The organism is Burkholderia sp. JP2-270 (assembly GCF_003233675.1).
GTDB classification, from domain to species: Bacteria; Pseudomonadota; Gammaproteobacteria; order Burkholderiales; family Burkholderiaceae; genus Burkholderia; species Burkholderia pyrrocinia_C.
Genome location: NZ_CP029826.1, coordinates 809,571 through 830,137 on the forward strand (window position 1 = coordinate 809,571; position 20,567 = coordinate 830,137).

At 67.5% G+C, this 20,567-nt stretch carries 18 protein-coding genes; 17 read left to right on the top strand and 1 reads right to left on the bottom strand.

Annotation, left to right across the window (positions count from 1 at the left end; genetic code table 11):
• Positions 1 to 7: 7 nt before the first annotated feature.
• On the top strand, positions 8 to 655 hold the full coding sequence (locus DM992_RS36450; RefSeq protein WP_239511470.1) for a GNAT family N-acetyltransferase: 648 nt from the start codon (positions 8 to 10) through the stop codon (positions 653 to 655).
• A 26-nt stretch (positions 656 to 681) separates the two neighbouring features.
• On the opposite strand, the gene DM992_RS36455 is transcribed toward DM992_RS36450, so the two are convergent.
• Entirely contained in the window at positions 682 to 1,560 is an 879-nt protein-coding gene (locus DM992_RS36455) for a LysR substrate-binding domain-containing protein (RefSeq protein WP_111021624.1), read from the bottom strand.
• Between the two features lie 126 nt (positions 1,561 to 1,686).
• On the opposite strand from DM992_RS36455, the gene argH reads away from it, so the two are divergent.
• From argH to DM992_RS36535, 16 genes are all read left to right on the top strand, one after another.
• Positions 1,687 to 3,120 (top strand): argininosuccinate lyase, encoded by a 1,434-nt coding sequence (gene argH / locus DM992_RS36460; RefSeq protein WP_111021030.1) that lies wholly within the window; start codon positions 1,687 to 1,689, stop codon positions 3,118 to 3,120.
• A complete protein-coding gene (locus DM992_RS36465) occupies positions 3,114 to 4,007 on the top strand; it encodes an amino acid ABC transporter permease (protein WP_111021031.1) in 894 nt (297 codons plus the stop codon). Before argH ends, DM992_RS36465 begins: the two co-directional genes overlap by 7 nt.
• The gene (locus DM992_RS36470; protein WP_111021032.1) at positions 4,004 to 4,807 is read left to right on the top strand and encodes an amino acid ABC transporter ATP-binding protein; all 804 of its coding nucleotides are present in this window, start codon (positions 4,004 to 4,006) and stop codon (positions 4,805 to 4,807) included. Before DM992_RS36465 ends, DM992_RS36470 begins: the two co-directional genes overlap by 4 nt.
• Before the next feature lie 83 nt (positions 4,808 to 4,890).
• Positions 4,891 to 5,724, top strand: a complete 834-nt coding sequence (locus DM992_RS36475) for an ABC transporter substrate-binding protein (protein WP_111021033.1) — start codon at positions 4,891 to 4,893, stop codon at positions 5,722 to 5,724.
• A 7-nt stretch (positions 5,725 to 5,731) separates the two neighbouring features.
• Complete coding sequence (locus DM992_RS36480) at positions 5,732 to 6,604, top strand: polysaccharide deacetylase (RefSeq protein WP_111021034.1); 873 nt, start codon at positions 5,732 to 5,734, stop codon at positions 6,602 to 6,604.
• Positions 6,601 to 7,509, top strand: a complete 909-nt coding sequence (locus DM992_RS36485; RefSeq protein WP_111021035.1) for a polysaccharide deacetylase — start codon at positions 6,601 to 6,603, stop codon at positions 7,507 to 7,509. Before DM992_RS36480 ends, DM992_RS36485 begins: the two co-directional genes overlap by 4 nt.
• Positions 7,506 to 8,900: an MmgE/PrpD family protein gene (locus DM992_RS36490; RefSeq protein ID WP_111021036.1), complete on the top strand. Its 1,395-nt coding sequence runs from the start codon at positions 7,506 to 7,508 to the stop codon at positions 8,898 to 8,900. Before DM992_RS36485 ends, DM992_RS36490 begins: the two co-directional genes overlap by 4 nt.
• A gap of 1,233 nt (positions 8,901 to 10,133) precedes the next feature.
• Positions 10,134 to 11,504, top strand: a complete 1,371-nt coding sequence (locus DM992_RS36495) for an undecaprenyl-phosphate glucose phosphotransferase (protein WP_111021037.1) — start codon at positions 10,134 to 10,136, stop codon at positions 11,502 to 11,504.
• Positions 11,505 to 11,512: 8 nt separating this feature from the next.
• Positions 11,513 to 11,965 carry a protein-tyrosine-phosphatase gene (locus tag DM992_RS36500; protein WP_034185017.1) on the top strand — a complete coding sequence of 151 codons (453 nt, stop codon included), beginning with the start codon at positions 11,513 to 11,515 and terminating at the stop codon, positions 11,963 to 11,965.
• Positions 11,965 to 12,360 (top strand): hypothetical protein, encoded by a 396-nt coding sequence (locus tag DM992_RS36505; protein ID WP_111021038.1) that lies wholly within the window; start codon positions 11,965 to 11,967, stop codon positions 12,358 to 12,360. The genes DM992_RS36500 and DM992_RS36505 overlap by 1 nt, the downstream gene beginning before the upstream one ends.
• A 119-nt stretch (positions 12,361 to 12,479) precedes the next feature.
• On the top strand, positions 12,480 to 13,640 hold the full coding sequence (locus tag DM992_RS36510; RefSeq protein WP_111021039.1) for a polysaccharide biosynthesis/export family protein: 1,161 nt from the start codon (positions 12,480 to 12,482) through the stop codon (positions 13,638 to 13,640).
• Positions 13,641 to 13,672: 32 nt separating this feature from the next.
• Complete coding sequence (locus DM992_RS36515) at positions 13,673 to 15,904, top strand: polysaccharide biosynthesis tyrosine autokinase (protein ID WP_111021040.1); 2,232 nt, start codon at positions 13,673 to 13,675, stop codon at positions 15,902 to 15,904.
• Complete coding sequence (locus DM992_RS36520) at positions 15,888 to 17,417, top strand: oligosaccharide flippase family protein (protein ID WP_111021041.1); 1,530 nt, start codon at positions 15,888 to 15,890, stop codon at positions 17,415 to 17,417. The genes DM992_RS36515 and DM992_RS36520 overlap by 17 nt, the downstream gene beginning before the upstream one ends.
• Positions 17,414 to 18,640 carry a hypothetical protein gene (locus tag DM992_RS36525; protein WP_239511471.1) on the top strand — a complete coding sequence of 409 codons (1,227 nt, stop codon included), beginning with the start codon at positions 17,414 to 17,416 and terminating at the stop codon, positions 18,638 to 18,640. Before DM992_RS36520 ends, DM992_RS36525 begins: the two co-directional genes overlap by 4 nt.
• Positions 18,637 to 19,473, top strand: a complete 837-nt coding sequence (locus DM992_RS36530; protein ID WP_111021042.1) for a glycosyltransferase family 2 protein — start codon at positions 18,637 to 18,639, stop codon at positions 19,471 to 19,473. Before DM992_RS36525 ends, DM992_RS36530 begins: the two co-directional genes overlap by 4 nt.
• Positions 19,474 to 19,476: 3 nt before the next feature.
• Positions 19,477 to 20,538 (top strand): glycosyltransferase family 1 protein, encoded by a 1,062-nt coding sequence (locus tag DM992_RS36535; RefSeq protein WP_111021043.1) that lies wholly within the window; start codon positions 19,477 to 19,479, stop codon positions 20,536 to 20,538.
• Positions 20,539 to 20,567 lie beyond the last annotated feature (29 nt).

A 20,567-nucleotide genomic window follows, 5' to 3' on the forward strand; every position in this document is an offset into this window, starting at 1 on the left:
GGAGATCGTGACCGGTGGCCAGCCGCGGGCCACAAGCGGTCATTCGACATCGCTGCCCGGATCGTTACAATCCGCTGCATACACCGCACCCACTGGCGCAAAGCCACCCGACAGGGAGTCCTCAATGACCGGAATATCCATCAGGTCCGCAAACATCGACGACGCACAGGCAATCGCCGATTTCCACGTCAAGGTCTGGCGGCACACCTATCGGGATCTCGCACCGGCGCAAGCGCATGCCGTGCTCGACGAGCGCTATCGCGGCAGGAAATGGCAGGAAAAGCTGGCGTCGAACGACGGCGACCAGCTCGTGCTGATTGCGGAGACCGACGGCAGGATCGTCGGAATCGGCGCGGCCGGCGCGCCGTCGGAACCGATATTCGACGGCCGTGGCGAGATCAAATTCCTGTATGTCGATCCCGAATTCAAGCGTCGCGGCATCGGCCGCAAGCTGCTTGCCCAACTCGCAACGCATTTGAGAAGGCTGCGGTATCGGGGTGCCGCGTTGAGTGTCGTCAACGGAAACGCATCCGCGATTGCCTTTTACGAGGCGCTGAATGCGCGGTTTGCCGGCGAGTACGTCGATGCGGGGCCGATCTGGCGGTCGCACAACATCGTCATGGTGTGGGACGACCTGGCGAATCTCATTTCCTGATCAAAGCCCGGCTGTAACGACGCGCATCACGCGAGGCACGCTCGCAGCCACGACGTGAACGCGGTCACGAGCGGCGTCCCGGTCAGCTCATGACGCGTGACGAGATAGTACGCATGACGTGACGGCACCGTTGCGTTGAACGGCCGCACGAGCGTGCCGTCGATCAGGTCGTCGCGCACCGACAGGCTGTCGCCGAGTGCGACGCCTTGCCCGTGCACCGCGGCTTCGACGCCGATGTGCGCGTTGCCGATTTCGAGGATGCGGATGCCCGGCAGCTTGTCGGCGTTCGCTTCCGCCAGCCAGCGCATCCACGAGCCCGCATGCTCGCAGAACAGCGTGCGTCCGGCGAGATCCTGCACCTTGCGGATCGCATCGGGCCCGTTCATCAACGCCGGGCTCACGACCGGGAACAGCGCCGGATGATCGAGCAGCTCGACGTGCCGGTTGCGCCAGGTGCCTTCCCCGTAGCGGATGCAGACGTCGACGTCCGTCGAATAGATCTCGCGCTCGTCGTTCGACGGAATCACCTTCAGGTGGATACCCGGATAGCGCTCGAGAAAATCGCCGATGTGCCGGGCGAGCCAGCGCGACGTCAGCGACAGCGGCGTCGACACGACGAGGTCGCCGACGGCGGCCGGCGAATCGAGCCTGACGGTGGCGTTCGCGATCAGGTCGAACGCGGCGCCGACCGGTTCCAGCAGCGCCTCGCCTTCTGGCGTGAGCTTCACGCGTGCCTTTGATCGGACGAATAGCGCGACGCCGAGCGTGCTTTCGAGAATACGGATCTGGTGGCTGACCGCGCTCGCGGTCACGTGCAGTTCGTCGGCGGCGGCCGACACGCTGCCGCGCCGGGCGGCGGCCTCGAATGCGCGAAGCGGGTTCAGCGGGGGCAGGCGGTTGCGCATCGGCGGGCGCGTCGAAGGCGACGGTGCTGAGAAAAACTTCATTTAAGCGGAGCCAATTTCTCGCTACAACAAAAAAAATTGAATGCCTACAGTGGGGGCAATCCAACCGAGTCGAGGTCGACCGCAATGAGCCTTACCGAACCGATCGAACGCCTGTGGGGCGGCCGCTTCCAGTCGGAGCCGTCCGACGCGCTGCAGAACCTGTCCCGCTCCGATCCGAGTTTCTACCGTCTCGTGCCGTACGATCTGGCGGGCTCCCGTGCGCATGCGCGCGAGTTGAACCGCGCCGGCATCGTGAATGACGACGACCTCGCGCAGCTGCTGGCTGCGATGGACGGCATCGCGCGCGACTACGCGGCCGGCGCGATCGCGCCGTCGCTTGCCGACGAAGACGTGCATACGTTCCTCGAGCGCGTGCTCACGCAGCGGCTGCCGGCGCTCGGCGGCAAGCTGCGCGCCGGGCGTTCGCGCAACGACCAGGCGGCGAACGACCTGCGCCTGTACCTGCGCGACAAGGCGCGCCAGCTCGTGCGCGGCGTGCTCGACCTGCAGCAGGCGCTGGTCGGCCAGGCGAGCCGGCACGTCGACACGGTGACCGCGGGCTTCACCCATCTGCAGCCCGCGCAGCCGATCGTGTTCGGCCATCAGTTGCTGGCGCATGCGCAGTCGCTGTATCGCGACGCCGACCGCCTGGTCGACTGGGACCGCCGCACCGCGCGTTCGCCGCTCGGCGCGGCCGCGCTGGCGGGCTCGGCGATCTGCGTGCGGCCCGAGCTGTCCGCGCAGGAGCTCGGCTACGACGCGCCGTGCGAGAACTCGATCGACGCCGTGGCCGCACGCGATCACGTCGCCGAATTCGCGTTCGTCGCGAGCATGCTGGCCGTGAACCTGTCCCGCCTGTCGGAAGAAGTGATCCTGTGGACGTCGCGACAGTTCCGCTGGGTGGAACTCGACGACGGTTATGCGACGGGCAGCTCGATCATGCCGCAGAAGAAGAACCCGGACATCGCGGAACTGACGCGCGGCAAGGCCGGGCGCCTGATCGGCAACCTGACCGGCCTGCTCGCGACGCTGAAGTCGCTGCCGCTCGCGTACAACCGCGATCTCGCGGAAGACAAGATCGCCGCGTTCGATTCGATCGACACGCTCGAACTCGTGCTGCCGGCGATGGCGGGGATGATCCGCACGATGCGCGTGAACGTCGACGAGATGCGCCGCCAGGCGCCGCTCGGCTTCACGCTCGCGACCGAGGTCGCGGACTGGCTCGCGCTGACGGGCGTGCCGTTCAGCGAAGCGCACGAGATCACCGGCGCGCTCGTGCGGGCGTGCGAACGCGACGGCATCGAGCTCGCGGACGCAAGCGCGGAACAGCTGCAGGCCGTCGACCCGCGCCTCGCGCCGGCGGTGCGCGCGCATCTGACGCTCGACGCGGCCGTCGCCGCGCGCGGCGGCGCGGGCGGCACGTCGCCCGCGCGCGTGCGCGAGCAGATCGGCCGCCTGAGCGGTGCGATCGAACGCCAGGCCGCCTGGGCGGCCGACTACCGGGGGCCGTCATGCTGAGCGCATCCGATTCGAGCCGTCTCGACGGCGCACCCGGGCCGGCCGGCGCCGCGGCGGACGATACCGCAGGCCTCGTGCGCGTGCGCCGGCGCTACTGGGGCCGTTATGTCGCGTCGATCGCGATCGTTGCCGCGCTCGCCTACGTGGCCGCCGCGTTCGCGCGCGGACAGATCGAGTGGCGCGTCGTCGGCCAGTTCCTGACCGCACGCTCGATCCTGACGGGGCTCGGCAACACGATCGTGATGACCGTTCTCGCGATGACGCTCGGCGTCGTGCTGGGCGTGGTCACCGCGGTGATGCGGCTGTCGTCGAACCCGGTGCTCGGCGCGATCGCGCAGGGCTACATCTGGCTGTTCCGCGGCACGCCGGTGATCCTGCAACTGCTGCTGTGGTTCAACCTCGCGCTGGTGTTCCCGACGCTCGGCATTCCGGGCATCGCCGAATTCCGGACCGTCGACGTGATGACGCCGTTCCTCGCGGCGGTGCTCGGGCTCGGCATCAACCAGGGCGCGTATACGTCGGAAGTCGTGCGCGCGGGGCTGCTGTCGGTCGACACCGGCCAGTACGAGGCCGCGAAATCGATCGGCATGCCGCGCCTGCACGCGCTGCGCCGGATCATCCTGCCGCAGGCGATGCGCGTGATCGTGCCGCCGATCGGAAACGAGCTGATCGGCATGGTCAAGCTGACGTCGCTCGCGAGCGTCGTGCAATACGCGGAGATGCTGCACAACGCGCAGAACATCTACTACGCGAACGCCCGCGTGATCGAGTTGCTGATCGTCGCGGGCATCTGGTATCTCGCGGTCGTCACCGTGCTGTCGCTCGCGCAGGCGCGCGTCGAACGGCGCTTCGCGCGCGGCGCGGGTCGCGCGGCGGGCCGCACATGAACGACACGACCCTCAACCATCGGGAGAACGTCATGACGAACGCGGTCGTTCGCGCGATCGACGTGCGCAAGTCGTACGGCGATTTCCAGGCGCTGCACGGCATCACGCTCGACGTCGCGCAGGGCGAAGTGCTGTGCATCATCGGGCCGTCGGGCTCGGGCAAGAGCACGTTCCTGCGCTGTATCAACCAGCTCGAGACGATCAGCGCGGGCGCGCTGTGGGTCAACGGCGAACTGGCCGGCTACCGGCGCGCCGGCAACCGGCTCCACGAGCTGTCGGAGCGCCAGGTCGCGCGCCAGCGGCTGGCGACGAGCATGGTGTTCCAGCGCTTCAACCTGTTCCCGCACAAGACCGCGCTCGAGAACGTGACCGAGGGCCCCGTGCAGGTGCTCAAGCGCCGCCGCGGGCAAGCGGAGGAGGAAGCGCGTGCGCTGCTCGCGCGCGTCGGGCTCGCGCACAAATGCGACGCGTTTCCGGTCGAGCTGTCCGGCGGCCAGCAGCAGCGCGTCGCGATCGCGCGGGCGCTCGCGATGCATCCGCAACTGATCCTGTTCGACGAGCCGACGTCGGCGCTCGATCCCGAGCTCGTCGGCGAAGTGCTGGCCGTGATGCGCGATCTCGCGAAGAGCGGGATGACGATGATCGTCGTCACGCACGAGCTCGGCTTCGCGCGCGAGGTGGCCGACCGCGTCGTGTTCATGGACGGCGGCCGGATCGTCGAGAGCGGGCCGCCCGACCAGGTGCTGTCCGCGCCGACGCACGCGCGTACGCGCGATTTCATCTCGGCCGTGATTGCATGAGCGGGCCGGGCGCCCCGTACCGAAGCGCCCGAACGATTCCACCGTCAACGATACAAGCCCACCACGACAAGGCGATACTCCCCATGAAAGCATCCGTCCTGACCCGCACGCTGGCCGCCGTCGCATTCGGCGCGCTCGCGCTGCATGCCTCCTTCGCAGTCGCGCAGGCCGCGAGCGCGAAGCGCACGCTGAACGTCGCGATCGTGCCGAACTATCCGCCGTTCGAATACAAGGATCCGGCGACCGACAAGCTCGCGGGCTTCGACGTCGATCTCGGCGAAGCGCTCGCCGCGAAGATGGGCGCGAAGCTGAACTGGGTCGAGACGAGCTTCGACCAGATGATGAGCGCGGTCGCGACGCAGCGCGTCGACATGATCCTGTCCGGCATGACCGACCTGCCGACGCGCCGCGACGCGGTGACGTTCGTCGACTACATCGAGACGGGGCCGCAGTTCTACACGCTGAAAGCGCGCGCCAGCGAGTTCGCGCAGATGAGCGCGCTGTGCGGCAAGCGCGTCGGCTCGAGCCGGCGCACGTCGTTCCCGGACAACACGACCGCGTGGAGCGCTGAGAACTGCGTGAAGGCCGGCAAGCCGGCGATCGTCGTGGTCGGCACCGACGGCTCGTCGGACGCGCGCATGCAGTTGCGCCAGAACCGTATCGACGCGGCCGTGCAGGGCGGCGAGACGCTGCCGTACCAGAACGGCCTCGAGCAGAATGCATACGCGCCGGTCGGCAAGCCGTTCCTGTCGCAATACACGGGTATCGGCGTCGCGAAGAGCAACACCGCGCTGAGCAGCGCGCTGACGACGACGCTCAACCAGCTGATCGCTGACGGTTCCTACCAGAAGATCCTGGCGAAGTGGGGGCTGCAGGAGCACGCGGTGACGAAGGCGATGATCAACGGCACTCACTGAGCGTGCGATGACGGCCCTGGCTCCCCGCTGGCCGGACGCGAAGCGCGCGTGCGTCGCGCTCGCGTTCGATCTCGACGGCCCGACCGGCGACGCGATGCTGAACGGGTCGATCTGGCGCAACCCCGCGTATTTCACGCTCGGCAGCTACGGGCCGTGGCGCGCGCTCGGCCGCTTGCTCGACATGCTCGCGGCGTTCGACCTGCCCGCGACGTTCTTCGTGCCCGCGTGGGTCGCGCGGACCTGGCCCGCGCAATGCGCGGCGATCGTCGAGCGCGGCCACGAGATCGGCTACCACGGCTATCGGCACGAAGCGTTCTGGACGCTCGAGCCCGAGCGGCAGCGCGAGATCATGACGCAGTCGGCCGACGTCTTCGCGCGTACGCTCGGCGTGCGGCCGGTCGGGTTCCGCACGCCGTCCGGCGACTGGAGCGCGGCGACGGTGGCCGTGCTGCGCGAAGCTGGCGTGCGCTATTCGAGCTCGATGCGCGGCGACGACCGGCCGTACCTGCTGCACGGTGACGACGGCGAGGCGCCGCTCGTCGAGATACCCGGTCGCTGGGAGACCGACGACTACGCGTCGCTTGCGTATCACCGCAACCCCGATTATCCGGCCGGGCTCGACCGGATCGCCGGCTACGGCGCGACGCTCGACAACTGGACGCGCGAATTCGACGGCGTATACCGCGAAGGACTGTGCCTGACGACGCTGCTGCATCCGAAGGTGTGCGGCAAGCCCGGCCGCATCGCGCTGCTCGAGGCGTGGCTCGGCCACATGCGCGCGCAGGATGGCGTATGGTTCGCGCGCTGCCGCGAAGTGGCCGACTGGTGGCTTGCGCAGCACGCGCGAGACGTGCAACCCACGCAACGGAGCGGCCTGTGACGACACTCCCTTCATGGCCGGGCGGCGCGCGATGCGCGGTCGCGATCACGGTCGACTTCAACGACATTCACGGCATCCAGACACGCGAGCCGCGCATCGTCGGCCGCGAGAAATCGCTGTCGGTCTGGCGTTACGGCGCGACGCGCGGCGTCGACCGGCTGCTCGATGCGTTCGATGCGTTTCACGTGCCCGCGAGCTGGTTCGTCCCGGGCATCGTCGCCGAAACGCATGCGGAAGCGGTGCGCGCGATCGCCGCGGCCGGCCACGAGCTCGGCGTCAGCGGCTATCGCTGCGAGGATTTCGATGCGCTGCCGCTCGCCGCGCAGATCGACGCGTGCCGCGCCGGGCGGGCGGCACTCGCCGACACGATCGGCTGCGACGTGCAGGGCTTTCGCTCGTTCACCGGCAACTGGGCCGACGGTTTTGCGGATTTCCTCGTCGCGGAAGGCTTCACGTGGTCGTCGTCGTGGCGCGGCGACGATCTGCCGTACGTGCATCCGCGCGGCGACGGCGGCGCGGACGGTGCGCGGCTCGTCGAGCTGCCGCTGCACTACGAACTCGAGGACGAGCCGTACTTCGAGTTCAACCTGTCGCCGCCCGTGCCGGCCGGTCAGCCGCGCATCGCGGCGTACCGCGACGTGCTCGACAACTGGCGGCGCGACGTCGACGGGTTTCGGCGCTTCGGGCTGTGCTGCGTGCTGCGCCTGCATCCCGAGATCATCGGCACGGCCGGGCGGATCGACCTGCTGCGCGCATTGCTCGCGCATCTGCGCGACGCGGGCGACGTCTGGTTCGCGACGGGGCGCGACGTCGCGCGCTGGTGGCGTGCCCAAGCGCCCGTCAATGCCCCGGGACATCCGGTCGACGTTTTCGCGCACTGCGTGGCGGAGGAGTCGGCGCGATGACGATGACAACCGATACGCGCGCCACGCGGCTCGCGGCGTTCGTCGCGCAGACGCCCGCCGACGCGTTGCCGGACGACGTCGTCGCGAAGGCCAAGCGTCATGTGCTCGACACGTTCGGTGCCGCGCTGGCGGGCACGTCCGCCGTCGAGACGCGCAGCGCCCGTGCGCTGACCGGCGCCGTCGCGCAGGGCGGCGCGTCGCTGTGGGGCACGCGGCGGACCGCTGGCGCGCGCGATGCGGCGTTCGTCAACGGGATTGCCGCGCACGCGCTCGAACTCGACGATTCCGGCGGCTGCGATCATTCGGGCGCGGTCGTGCTGCCGGCCGTGCTCGCCGCGCTGTCGTGCGCGGGGCGCCCGGTGACGGGCCGCGAATGCGTGGCGGCGATCGTGCTCGGCTACGACGTCGGCCGGCGCGTGCTCGAGGCGGCGGGCGGCTACTCGGCCCACAACGGGGCGGGCTGGCACTCGACGCTCAGTTGCGGCGTGTTCGGTGCGGCGGCCGCGAGCGCGCGCGTGCTCGGGCTCGACGCCGCGCGCACGCGCGACGCGCTCGGCCATGCGGCGAGTTTTGCGGGCGGCCTGTGGGGCTTCATCCACGACGGAGCGCAGACGAAGCGGCTGCATGCCGGGCGTGCGGCGGAGGGCGGCGTGCTCGCGGCGCTGCTCGCGCGCGAAGGCGTGAGCGGCCCCGCGCACGTGTTCGACGACGTGTGGGGCAGTTTTTTCAACACGTTCGCCGCACAGTCGCATGTGCCCGACGCATTGACCGACGGCCTCGGCGCGCACTGGAAGCTGATGCGCTGCTCGATCAAGCCGCATGCATCGTGCCGCAGCGCGCATGCGGCCGTCGACGCGGCGCTGCAGCTCGCGGACGGCCGCCTCGTCGAGGTCGGCGAGATCGAGCGGGTGGTCGTGCGCACGAGCGCGTTCGTGGCCCGCATGTGCGGCGGTCGCGACCTGTCGACGCTGTCGTCCGCGCAGATGAGCCTGCCGTACGCGGTGGCGGCAGCGCTGGCATTCGGCGACACGGGGATCGGCGTGTATCGCGCGGACCGGCGCACCGATCCGCGCGTGACCGCGCTGCTCGCGCGCATCGCGGTCGACGTCGATCCGGCGCTCGGCGATCTCGACGAGCCGACGGTGATCCTGCATCGCACCGACGGACGGCGGGAATCGCGCCACGTGCCGATCGCGCTCGGCGACCCGCGCAATCCGCTGTCGGACGCGGCGCTGTTGGCGAAATATCGGGCGCTGGCGGGCATGGCGCTCGACCGCGCGCAGGTCGATGCACTGAGCGACGTGTGTCTGTCGCTGGACCGGCAGGCGGATGCGCGCGTGATGAACGACTGGCTCGCAGGCGATGCCGAAGCGGCGGGGGCGTTCGTCTGAATGTCGACGTCGTGTCGAATCGGTACGAGCGTACCCGTTCGGAGAGCGGGAATGAACGTGCGGCATTCGAAGCTGCAAGCCCGGGATGGGGTGTCCGCAGAGTTGGCCGCAGGTGAGCCGGAAATTATGCCCCTGTCGATATAAAAGGCACACGCATTAAAAAAATCGCCCGGAGGCGATGAAAGAAGCGCGCCATACGTCTCTCTTGCCGCATCGGCCATTTCCCGGGGGAAATCGGGAAAAACGCTCATGCCGTGTCAGAACTCGAATGTCTACCCCTATTTTCGATAGCTGATCGCTCGAAGTCCGATCATGCTTCGAGAAATGACTCGCCTCGATTCAGCCCTTATTCGCGAGCATCCGCATCCCTCTCCCGCATGTCGGCAACGAAATCGGTCCGTGGTCGTTGCGGCCCTGACCGGGCCCGGCCCCAGCCCCAGCCCCAGCCCCGGACTCGCACGGCCAAGCGCGCGCGGAAGAGACGTGCGCCTGTCGATGGCAATGCACATGACAGCGACCTGAGCCTCCCGAATGCCGTTCATGTCGGCCGCGTTACGGCGTGTCGTTACGTAACGTATGCGAACGCCGCAGTCGCGCAAACGTTACACAGGATTATTTTGATTTATTCATACCTTTCAAATTTGGGACATAGGTCATTGGTTTATCGAGGATTTTCCGAGCTGCAGCACGAGAGAACGTCTCGGTGGCACGGATCGTGCATCAAATGCCATGTGCAGAAGTAGTTAATACCATAACGCTAGACCAATCATGAATCAGATCAACACTCCTATATCCGGATGCGACGCGGGGGCGAAGCGGTCGATTCCGGACATTCAAATCGATAAATCGCGTCAATTCGCCAATCCAGTCAGGATGGTTCGGGCGCGGCATTTCCATTGCCATGCCGAATCGTGTTGACACGTCCTTGCGGCGGCCATGCATCGGCGCGGGGCGTGAGCCCGAGTAACCGGTAGTTCGTCCGCGGTCTGGATTCCCGGCGTGAATTGAACCGTCCGTTCGATAAAGGCGCATTCAATTTCATATAGGAATGCGAATTTCTTGATTAATTCATCGACGGGCCAATGACGCCCGGGATGAGTGTTGTCGATGCATCGGGATACCGAGGGCGGAGCATGTCCGGCGTCGCTCGGGAAATGTCCGTCGGCGTGGTGAGCGGCACGGACTCGTTTGACCGCAAATAAGGCGCCACCATGCGCCGCCTGGAGAATATCCATGTTCGGATTTCAGTCGATTATCGCGCGCCTGCTCGATGCGCTCGTGGTGGTGCTCGGAGCGGCGGCCGCGTCGCACGTGCGGTTCGATGACGATACGCTCGGCCGGCCGGACGCGATGGTCGTCCCGTTTGTCGCGATGCTGACGCTCGCCGTCTTTCCGGCATGTCAGGTGTACCAGTCGTGGCGCGGGCGGTCGTGGATCGCGATGATCAGCCGCATCAGTGCCGCATGGGTCGCCGTGCAGGCATGCAACCTCGTGCTGCTGTTCGCGATGCATCGCGCCGATCAGGTGTCGCGGCTGTGGTTCGTCTACTGGACGGCGATCGCGGGATGCGGATTCATCGTCATTCGCCTGGCTGCCTATACGATGCTCGCGCGCGTCAGGCATGCGGGCCTGAATCTTCGCAAGGTGGCGATCGTCGGTAACGGCGCGCATGCCGTGCGTGTGATCGAAACGCTTGCGCTGTCGCCGGCAAGCGGGTTTCGCCCCGTCGTGCTCCACGATCCCGCGGGATCGTCCAACGGCATCATCCCGGCGATCGCGGATTTCACCGAATTCGCCGCGGCAGTGCGTGCCGAAGCCGCGACGGAAATCTGGCTCGCGTTGCCGATCTCCGAGGAACGGACGATCCGGCGCGTGCTGAAGACGTTCGGCGACGATCTGATCAATATCCGCTTCATGCCGGACATGTGCAGCATCGCGTTGCTCGGTGGAACGATGATGGATCTCGTCGGCATGCCGGCGATCAACCTCGTCGCATCGCCGATGTCGCATCACGCGTTGATGCAGAAGGCGCTGTTCGACCGGGTATTCGCGGCGGCAGTGCTCGTCGCGCTGGCGCCGCTGCTCGGCCTGATCGCGCTGGCGGTCAAGCTGTCGTCCCCGGGCCCGGTGCTGTTTACGCAGTACCGGAAAGGCGCCGATGGCCGGGTGTTCAGGATCTACAAGTTCCGCACGATGCGCGTGCACGCCGAACCGGCCGGCATCGTACGCCAGGCGACCCGGGGCGATGCGCGCATCACGCGCGTCGGCGCGTTCCTGCGTCGCACCAGCCTCGACGAGCTGCCGCAGTTCTTCAACGTGCTGCGCGGCGACATGTCGGTCGTCGGGCCGAGACCGCACGCGATCGAGCACGACGACCTGTACCGGCCGCTCGTCGAGGGATACATCCATCGCTACCGGATCAAGCCGGGCATCACCGGATGGGCGCAGGTCAACGGCTATCGCGGCGAGACGGATCACCTCGACAAGATGGTCGGCCGTGTCCAGCACGACCTCTATTACCTGCGCAACTGGTCCTTCGGGCTCGACATGAAGATTGTCGCCGCCACGGTGCTGAAGGGCTTCGTCCATCCGAACGCGTACTGAGCCCGGCCATGATCGAACGCATTCTGGTCGTCTGCGACGGCAACGCATGCCGCAGCCCGATGGCGAGCGCGATGCTGGCACGCGCGCTGCCGTCCGTGCAGGTGCGTTGCGCAGGACTGATCGCGCTGGCGGGCCGGCCGGCCGCACAGGCCGCGATCGACGTGATGCGCGAACGCGGCTTCGACATCACGTCCCATATCGCGCAACCGGTGCATCTCGGCCACGTGCGCGCATCGCAGCTGATCCTCGCGATGACGCTCGTGCAGTGTCGCGAGATCGAGCGCCGTTACCCGTTCGCGCGCGGTCGCGTCTTCCAGCTCGACCATGCCGCGAAATGCGATATCGCGGATCCGGTCGGCAAGTCGGCGCAAGTGTTCGATGCCGTGGCGCGCCACATCGAGCGCGCGGTGGCGCACTGGATCGCGCGGATTCCCGCAGCTGCCGCACGGGGGCACGGCTGATGCGACGCCACCTCGGTCGACTCGCGATGCTCATCGGCCTGTCGTGTGCATCGGCTGCGCACGGCAGTGCGCCGGCGGCGCGCCCTTCGACGAATGCGCCGCGGTGGATCGCGGGGCTCGCGGATAGCGCTTCCCAGACCTCGAATCCGTGGCGCGGATCGATCGCAAAGCCGGCGGTCGCGTCGGGCGTCGCGGCGCCGGCGGTCGGCAACAACTACGCGCCGCTGCCGATCGAGCGGCAGATGCGGGCGTTGTCGATCGACGCGCTGGGCATGCCGGCGGCACATCGCACGCGCGGCGCGGCACGCGTCCCGATTCGGCCGCGCGGCGGGAACGACAACGCGACAGACGACTGGCCGGGCATGGCGCCGCCCTGGTCCCGTTCGTCATGGTGATCGACCGGGCGGTGCGGCATGAGGGCGAAGCAGGCCAAACCCTCACGCGACGAAATGAACACATCCGCGAGCACGGCGCCACGGACGGAATTGACGACAGCGCGACATACGAGGCAGCAATGGGCAAATCATTCGACGGTATATCGACAGGAAGCAGACGGGGCCGCGCGCTCGCCCCGCTCGTGCTGTCCGTGTTCCTGACGGCATGCGCCGTTGCGCCCGGCATGCGGATGACCGGCTCGCAGGAATTGCCGGTGGCCAGCGCGCGAAACGGCGAACCGGCGCAGTCGCTCGATGTGCCGATCCGGGAAATCGACGTCAACCTGCTGCAATCGATGCGCGACGACAGCGACGCGATCGGGCACGTCGACGCGCTGTTGCGCGAGCGCGCGAAGGGCGGCTATCGGATCGGCGCCGGCGACGTGTTGCAGATCACGGTGTGGGACCACCCCGAACTTTCCGCGGCGGCGCCGACGAATCAGTCGTCGTCGACACAACGGCAGAGCGATCCCGTCGGCGGCTTCGTCGTCGATGAAACCGGCAGCGTGCAGTTTCCTTATGTCGGCACGCTCGCGGTTGCCGGCAGGACGACGACCGAGGTTCGCGATGCGTTCCGCGTCGCGTTGACGAAAACCTTCCGCGACCCGCAAGTCACCGTGCGCGTCACGTCGTACCGCAGCCAGCAGGTCTACGTCGAAGGCGAGGTGCGCAATCCGGGCGTCCAGCCGATCAACGACGTGCCGATGACGCTGATCGAGGCCATCGATCGCGCGGGCGGGCTTCAGCCGACGGCCGATCGGAGCCGCATCGAGCTGATGCGCGGCGACGAGCATTACGTGCTGAACCTGTCCCGGCTCGTCGCACGACGCATCGACCCGGCCAGCATCCTGTTGCGCAACCGGGACGTGCTGCGCGTGCAGTCGCGCGAGGACAACGGCGCGTTCGTGATGGGCGAGGTCGCGAAGCCGACGCTCGCGCTACCGCTGCGCGACGGCTCGTTGACGCTCGGCGATGCGTTGCAGCAAGCCGGCAGCTTCAACAGCGGCACCGCCGACACGGCGCAGGTCTACGTGATTCGCGGGCGCGGCTCGAGTACCCCCGACGTGTTTCATCTCGACGCGAAGTCGCCGGTCGCCATGGTGCTCGCGAACGACTTCAAGCTGGCGCCGAAGGATGTCGTTTATGTCGACGGCAACGGCCTCGTCCGACTCAGCCGCGTGCTGTCGCTGCTGTTGCCCGCCATCAATGCCGGCATGACCGGCGCGCTGGTCGCGAAATGAACCACCGGAACCCGATCGACACTGGATTTGCCATGACAGACCTTTCCGATGCACGGCTGTACGACGCGGCGTTGTACGACGATGCGCCCCTTTCGTCCTACGTCGACATCGTGCTGGCCCGGTGGCGCATGGTGCTGGGCATCGCGGCCGGCGTGTTCCTGCTCGGGCTGCTGTATGTCGTATTCGCGACGCCGGTCTATCGGGTCGACGCGACGATCCAGGTCAACGAATCGACCACGGCGGGCAATTCGCCGTTGCACGACATCGCGGCGTTGCTCGACAACGGGAGCACGACCGCGGCCGAACTCGAACTCGTGCGCGCGCGCATGGTGATCGACTCGGTCGTCACGAAGCAGCATCTGAACATCATCGCCGAACCGCGCTATTTCCCGTTGATCGGCCGCTGGGTCGCCCGTCGCTATCGGGACGACGGCGTCGCGCAGCCGCTTTGGGGATTGTCGAGGTTTGCCTGGGGTGGCGAGCGATTCGACGTCGTCACGTTCGAGACGGCCGGCAAGAAAAGCCACGACGGCATCGACGCGCTGGACGGGCTCTGGTTCGACGTGACCGCCGAAGGCGGTGGACGCTACGTGGTCAGGGACGAGGACGGCGACGTCGTGCTGAAAGGCGAGGTCGGCGTGCCGGCGCACGGGCAGTACAAGGCACAACCGCTGACGCTGCTGGTCGCGGCCCTCGACGCCCGGCCGGGCACGGCGTTTCGGCTCAGGCGTATCCCGCAGCTCGAAGCGGTCTCCCAGCTCCAGGACGATCTGACCGTCGAGGAAAAGGCCAAGCAATCCGGCATCCTGACCGTCACGCTCGAGGGCGACGACCGGACGCGCATCCGGGACATCCTGCGGGCCGTGGTCGACGGCTACGTCCAGCAGAACAAGGAGTACCGGAGCGAGGAGGCCGCCGCGACGCTGGCATCGCTGAAGAGCAGCATGCCGACCGTCATGAAGGCGCTGAAGGATGCCGAGGACAAATACGCGGCGTTTCGCGCGCGCACGGGGACGGTGGATCTCGACGAACAGGGCAAGCTGCTGCTCGGCCAGGAAGTGGACATCGAGACGCGCACGCTCGAACTCAAGCAAAAGCGCGTCGACCTGATCGCGCGGTTCGCCGACGGCCATCCGGCCGTGCAGGCGCTCGACGCCAACCTGGCGGAACTGGCGGGCAAGGCGAAGGAACTGAAGGCGCTCGAAGCCAGGTTGCCCGATACGGAGCGGGAGGGCCTCGGCGTGTTGCGTGACGTGCGCGTCAATACCGAGCTGTATACGAACCTGCTGAACACCGGACAACAGCTCGAGATCGCCAGGCGCAGCGAGATCGGCAATGTTCGCGCCGTCGACCAGCCAGTCCTGCCGGTGAAACCCGTCAAGCCCAAGCGCCTGCTGCTGGTCGCGCTGTCGTTGTGTGTCGGGATTGCCCTTGGCATCGCCGCTCCGTTCGCACAGCGGGCGGTATGGGGCCGCGTCGAACATTCCGAGCACCTCGAGCAGGTGCTGGGCGTACCTGTCTATGCGGTGGTGCCGCATAGTCGGGAGCAGCGGCGTCTCGTGCGAAACCAGCAGCATGCGGGACAGGGCGCGCATGTTCTCGCATCGGAAATTCCGGAGGATGTGACCGTCGACGCGATCCGCAGCCTGCGCACGACGCTGCAGTTCACGATGTCGGAGTCGGGGCACAACGTGATCATGATCACGAGCCCGCAGCCCAGTGCGGGCAAATCGTTTCTCTGCGCGAACCTGGCTTCGCTGTTCGCGTCGGGCGGCAAGCGCGTGCTGCTGATCGATGCCGATATTCGCCGCGGTCAGTCGCATCGTCACTTCGGGCTGCCGGCGGCGCCCGGCCTGCCCGACGCGATCGCGAGCGGCGCGCTCGAGCGCGGCGTTCAGAAATCGGCGGTTGCCGGCGTCGACGTGCTCGCGCGCGGTGCCGTCGCCCGCACGTCGGAGCTGTTCAACGACGGCCGCTTCAAGATGCTGCTCGACACGGCGGCGCGTGTCTACGACATCGTCATCGTCGATACGGCCCCGATCCTCGCGCTGCACGATGCGGCGACCATCGGCCGCCACGGCGCGACGACGCTGCTGTGCGTCCGGCATGGCCGCAGTTCGATACCGGAGATTCGCGAGGCGGAGCGTCGGCTGCGCAACGCCGGCATCGCAATCAGCGGCGTCGTGCTGAACGACGTGCCGCGGCGTCAGGCCGTCTACGGCGCGTATGGCGAAGGGAAATACGCGTATGAAACCGAGCACTGAGCCCGGGATTCGCGACATCGCGCTGCTCGCCGCAAGCGACCGCGCGTCACCCGCCGGCGAGCGGCTCGGTGCGCGCACGGTGCGAAGCCTCGCGTGGGCGCTGGTGCAGGCGTGGGGCGGCAAGCTCGTCACGCTCGTCACCTATTTGCTGGTCGCGCGCTGGCTTGGCCCGGCAGACGTCGGGCTTGCGGCCGCTGTCACGCTGTCGTTGTCGCTGGTCCTGATGATCGCCGAAGGCGGCCTGGGCGACGCGCTGGTTCAGCGCGCATCGCTCGACGACGACGATCTCGAATGGCCGTTCGCGTGCTCGATCGGCATGGCGGTCGTGCTCGCGGCCGCGCTGTTCGTCCTCGCCGGGCGCGTCGAAACGTGGCTGGGCGTACCGGGCCTGGCGCCGTACCTGCGGGTGGCATGCGCGTTCGTGCCGATCGGCTCGGCGAGTTCGTTCCAGGAGGGGCTGTACAAGCGGCGGCTGGATTTCCGTACGCTGGCGATGCGCCAACTCGGCTCGGTGAGCGTCGCGGGTGCCGTGGCGGTCGCGCTGGCGATCGCGGGCGCCGGTGCGTGGAGCCTGCTTGCGCAGGCGGCGACCTTCATGACGATGTCCGCGCTCTGGCTCTGGCGCAGACCGGTCTGGCGTCCGCGCGGCCGCCGGAACGCGTCGACGTTCTGGCCCATTGCGCGCTTCGGCGGTCACGTCGTCGCGTCGAGGCTGATCGACTGGTGCGCGACGCGCACCGTGGACCTGATCGTCGTCGCGCTGTACGGCGCGGCCGGGCTGGGCATCTATGCGATCGGGGCGCGGCTGTACCAGACGGCGCTGGAACTGCTGTGCCGCGCCGCGACCGACGTCGCGCTCGCGGTGCTGTCACGTGTCGCGCACGACGCCGGGAAAATGGCGGCCACCTATCTCGACGTCACGGGGCTTGCCGCAATGGTCGCGGCGCCGCTGTTCGTGCTGATGGCCGTGTCGAGCCACGACATCACGATCGTATTGTTCGGCGCGCGCTGGGCCGACAGTGCCGCGATCATGACGCCGCTGATGGGGCTCGGCGCGATTCAGACGGTCCAGTTCGTCAACGGTGCATTCCTGTCGGCACGCGGGCGGCCGAACGTCACGATGTGGCTGACGGTCGTGAAGCTCGTCCTGGTGCTGGGCGCGATGGTCTGCCTGCCGTCGCACGATGTCGCCGGGCTGGCGTGGCTGTATGTCGGCGCGGTGCTGTTCATCACGCCGCTCAGCTTCGGTGCCGTCGTGGTCGAGCTGTCGATCGATCCCGGCCGCTTGCTGGGTCGGCTGGTGCCGCCGTATCTGATTGCGTTCGGCTGCGCGCTGATCGTATCGCGGCTTGGCGCGCACCTCGGCGGTGTGCCGGCTCTGGTCAGGTTGCCGCTGCTGATCGTCGCCTTCGGCGCCGCTTATGTCGGCGCAACCTGGACGTTGCTTCGTCAGGCCGCCCGGCAAACCGTGGCGATGCTGATCGCATTGCGCGATGCGAGGCAACGGACATGAGCCGCCTCGCGCTGCAGGTGCCGCGGCAACGTGTGTCGTCGTCCGGTGCGTCGACGATCGGGCCGCAGGTGCGCTTCGATCTCGCGGACGCGGTCCTGCTCGTACTGCTGCTGCTGAGTTCGATCCAGTTCCTGAAGATCGGCGGCGCGCAACTCGGTCAGATGTTCGCGGTGCTCGTGCTGCCGGTGCTGCTGGTGCGGCGCCGGATTCCCGTCGGCGCGTGGGAAATCTGGGCCTTTGCGTTGTTCGTCGGCGTCGCGTTGTCGACGACGTTCCTGTCCGGCTATCCGCGCTTCAAGGCGACCGAGCAGATCGTGAAATTCGGGTTCGTGATGCCCGCGTTCTATTTGATCGGCCGCTATTACGGCGCGCGGGCACGCGTGCGGCCGTTGCCGTTCGGTTATGTCGCGATCGCGGGGTTCCTGGCGTTTCAGTACGCGCTGCAGTATTTCGACGTCCCGGTGCTGTACGAAAAAGTCGACTTCATGCAGAACGCGATTCACGGTTCGTTCAAGGAGCGCAACTGGTTTGCGGCGTTTTTCTTCCTGACCGCCTACGCCTGTTTCCTGCAGTCGCCGCGCCGCATTCCCGACGTCGTGAAGTTCGTTGCGCTCGCACTCGTCGTGACGCTGCTGAGCGAATCGAAGACGGTGTTGATCGCATGCGCGATCGTGATCCTGCTGCAGGTGCGCGGCCATTTTTTCGCGAAAGTGCTGACGATGGCCGCCGGGGCCGGGTTCTATCTGTACATGTTCACGCGCGAACTGACCGGCGACCAGCTTCAGGTCCGGCTGCAACAGGAGCGCGGGCTTGCCTTTACGGAATCGATCAAGCTGGTCGGCCGCGACTGGACCGGTCACGGCTTCGGCTTCGTCGAGCATTACTTCTCGCACTCGGCCGTCGCCGTCCGTGGGCTCGGCGAGGGCACGAGCGCCGTCTTTTGCGCGCCGCTGGATCTGATGCTGGTCGCCGGCCCGATCGGGCTGCTCGCGTGGGCGGTGTTCTTCGCCGGTCTCGGCCAGGGCCGGCGCGCGATGGTGTTGCTCGCGCCGATCGCGGCATGGTCGCTGATCAATCCGATGCACCAGAGCGAAACGTCATACCTGTTCGTCGGTTATCTCGCGTCGTTCGCGTTCGCTTCCCGTGCGGCACGCCGGAAAGCGCACGCTGCGCCGCGCGTGTTGCGGCCCCGATCCATTTTCCCGTCCGGACCTACGCGATGAAATTCTCTCTCATCATGGCGACGCTCGGCCGTAGCGACGAGATCGAGCGCATGTTCGATTCGCTGCTGCGGCAAGCCTATGCCGACCTCGAAGTGATCGTCGTCGACCAGAACCCGGACGACCGGGTCGAGCGGATCGTCGACCGGTATCGCGATCGGCTGACGATCGTCCATCTGAGATCCGACAAGGGCAAGTCACGGGCGACGAACGTCGGCCTGAAGGCCGTGACGGGCGACGTGGTCGGGTTCCCCGACGACGATTGCTGGTATCGGCCCGGGATGCTCCATGCGGTCGCGGCGCGCTTGTCCGCCGACCGGATGCTCGACGGCGTGACGGGCATGAGCGTCGACGCCGCGGGCCGGCCGTCTCAAGGACGGTGGGCGACCTCGGCGCAGACCGTCAACCGCTTCAACGTGTGGGTGTGCGCGACGTCGTACACGATCTTCCTGCGCCGGTCCGCCGTGCATGCGGCGGGGCAGTTCGACGTGGACCTCGGCGTGGGCGCGACCACGCGCTGGGGAGCGGGGGAAGAAGTCGACTTTCTGGTGCGCGCGTTGCAAGCGGGGTGCCGGATCGACTACGACCCGCATCTGCGGGTCCATCATCCCGAACCGCTCGCCGTGCTCGACGAGCATGCGTATGCGCGCGGGCGGCGCTACAACCGCGGGTTCGGGCACGTGCTGCGCATCAATCGTTATCCGCTCGCCTACGTCCTTTACATGATCGCGCGGCCTGTCGCCGGCTGCCTGCTGTCCTGCGTGCGCCGCAATCCCGGGCGTGCGAAGTACTACTGGATCGCCGCGTCGCATCGACTGCTTGGCTGGATGGATTGAACGATGAGCACGATCCTCACCGCTTCGACCGAATGCACTGACCGTGCCGAGCGCGCGCCCCTCACGGTCTATGCCGACACGCGCTGGCCGGTTGGAACCGGCATCCACAACGTGATGGCGGCCTATGCCGAGCGCGCGCCTTCGACCGTCCGCATCGATCCGTTGGCGGTCGGCGGCGGTGTCGCGCACCCGCTGTCGCCGCTCGCGTTGAGCCGCGCGCTGAGGCGGCTGCCGGCCCGCAACGCCGTGTTCTGGAATCCCGGGTTCGTCCCGGCCGCGTTGCCCGATTTCCCGTCGGTCGTCGTGGTGCACGACCTCACGCATCGCCACTTCTACACGCGCGCGCACCGCTTCTACTACGACACGGTTCTCCGTCCGCTGTACCGGCGTTGCACCGCGATCGTCTGCGTGTCCGAGTTCACGCGCGACGAATTCCTCCGCTGGTCGGGCATGCCGCCGGATCGCGTTCACGTGATCCACAACGGGACCGACGCTGCATACCGGCGCAATCGCGACACGCTCGGCTATCCGTTTCCGTACGTGCTTTATCCGGGCAACCGGCGCAACTACAAGAACCTGCACCGGCTGATCGCGGCATTCGGCGCGAGCGGGCTGTTGCCGCTCGGCGTGCGTCTGATGCTGACCGGCGACCCCGACCCGTCGCTGCTTGCGCACGCCGCGCGGCACCGATGCGCGGACAGCCTCGTATTCACTGGCGTATTGCCGAACGATGCGATGCCGAAACTGTACCGGGGCGCGCTGTTCGTCGCATTCGTGTCGCAGTACGAAGGTTTCGGCCTGCCGATCCTCGAGGCGATGGCATCCGACGTACCGGTGCTGACCTCGAACGTATCGGCGATGCCGGAAGTGGCGGGTGACTCCGCGATGCTCGTCGACCCGTTATCGGTCGCCGACATCGCGGTCGCGATGCGCCGGCTCGGCACCGAGGCCGCATGGCGGGACGCGCTCGTCGCGCGAGGCCGGGAGCAGATCCGCCGGTTCGACTGGGACACGTCGGCGCGTAAGTTCTGGCAACTCGTCGAGCAGGTCGGCGCGTCGGCATGACGCGCATGTCAACGAACAGAGCCGGGCAA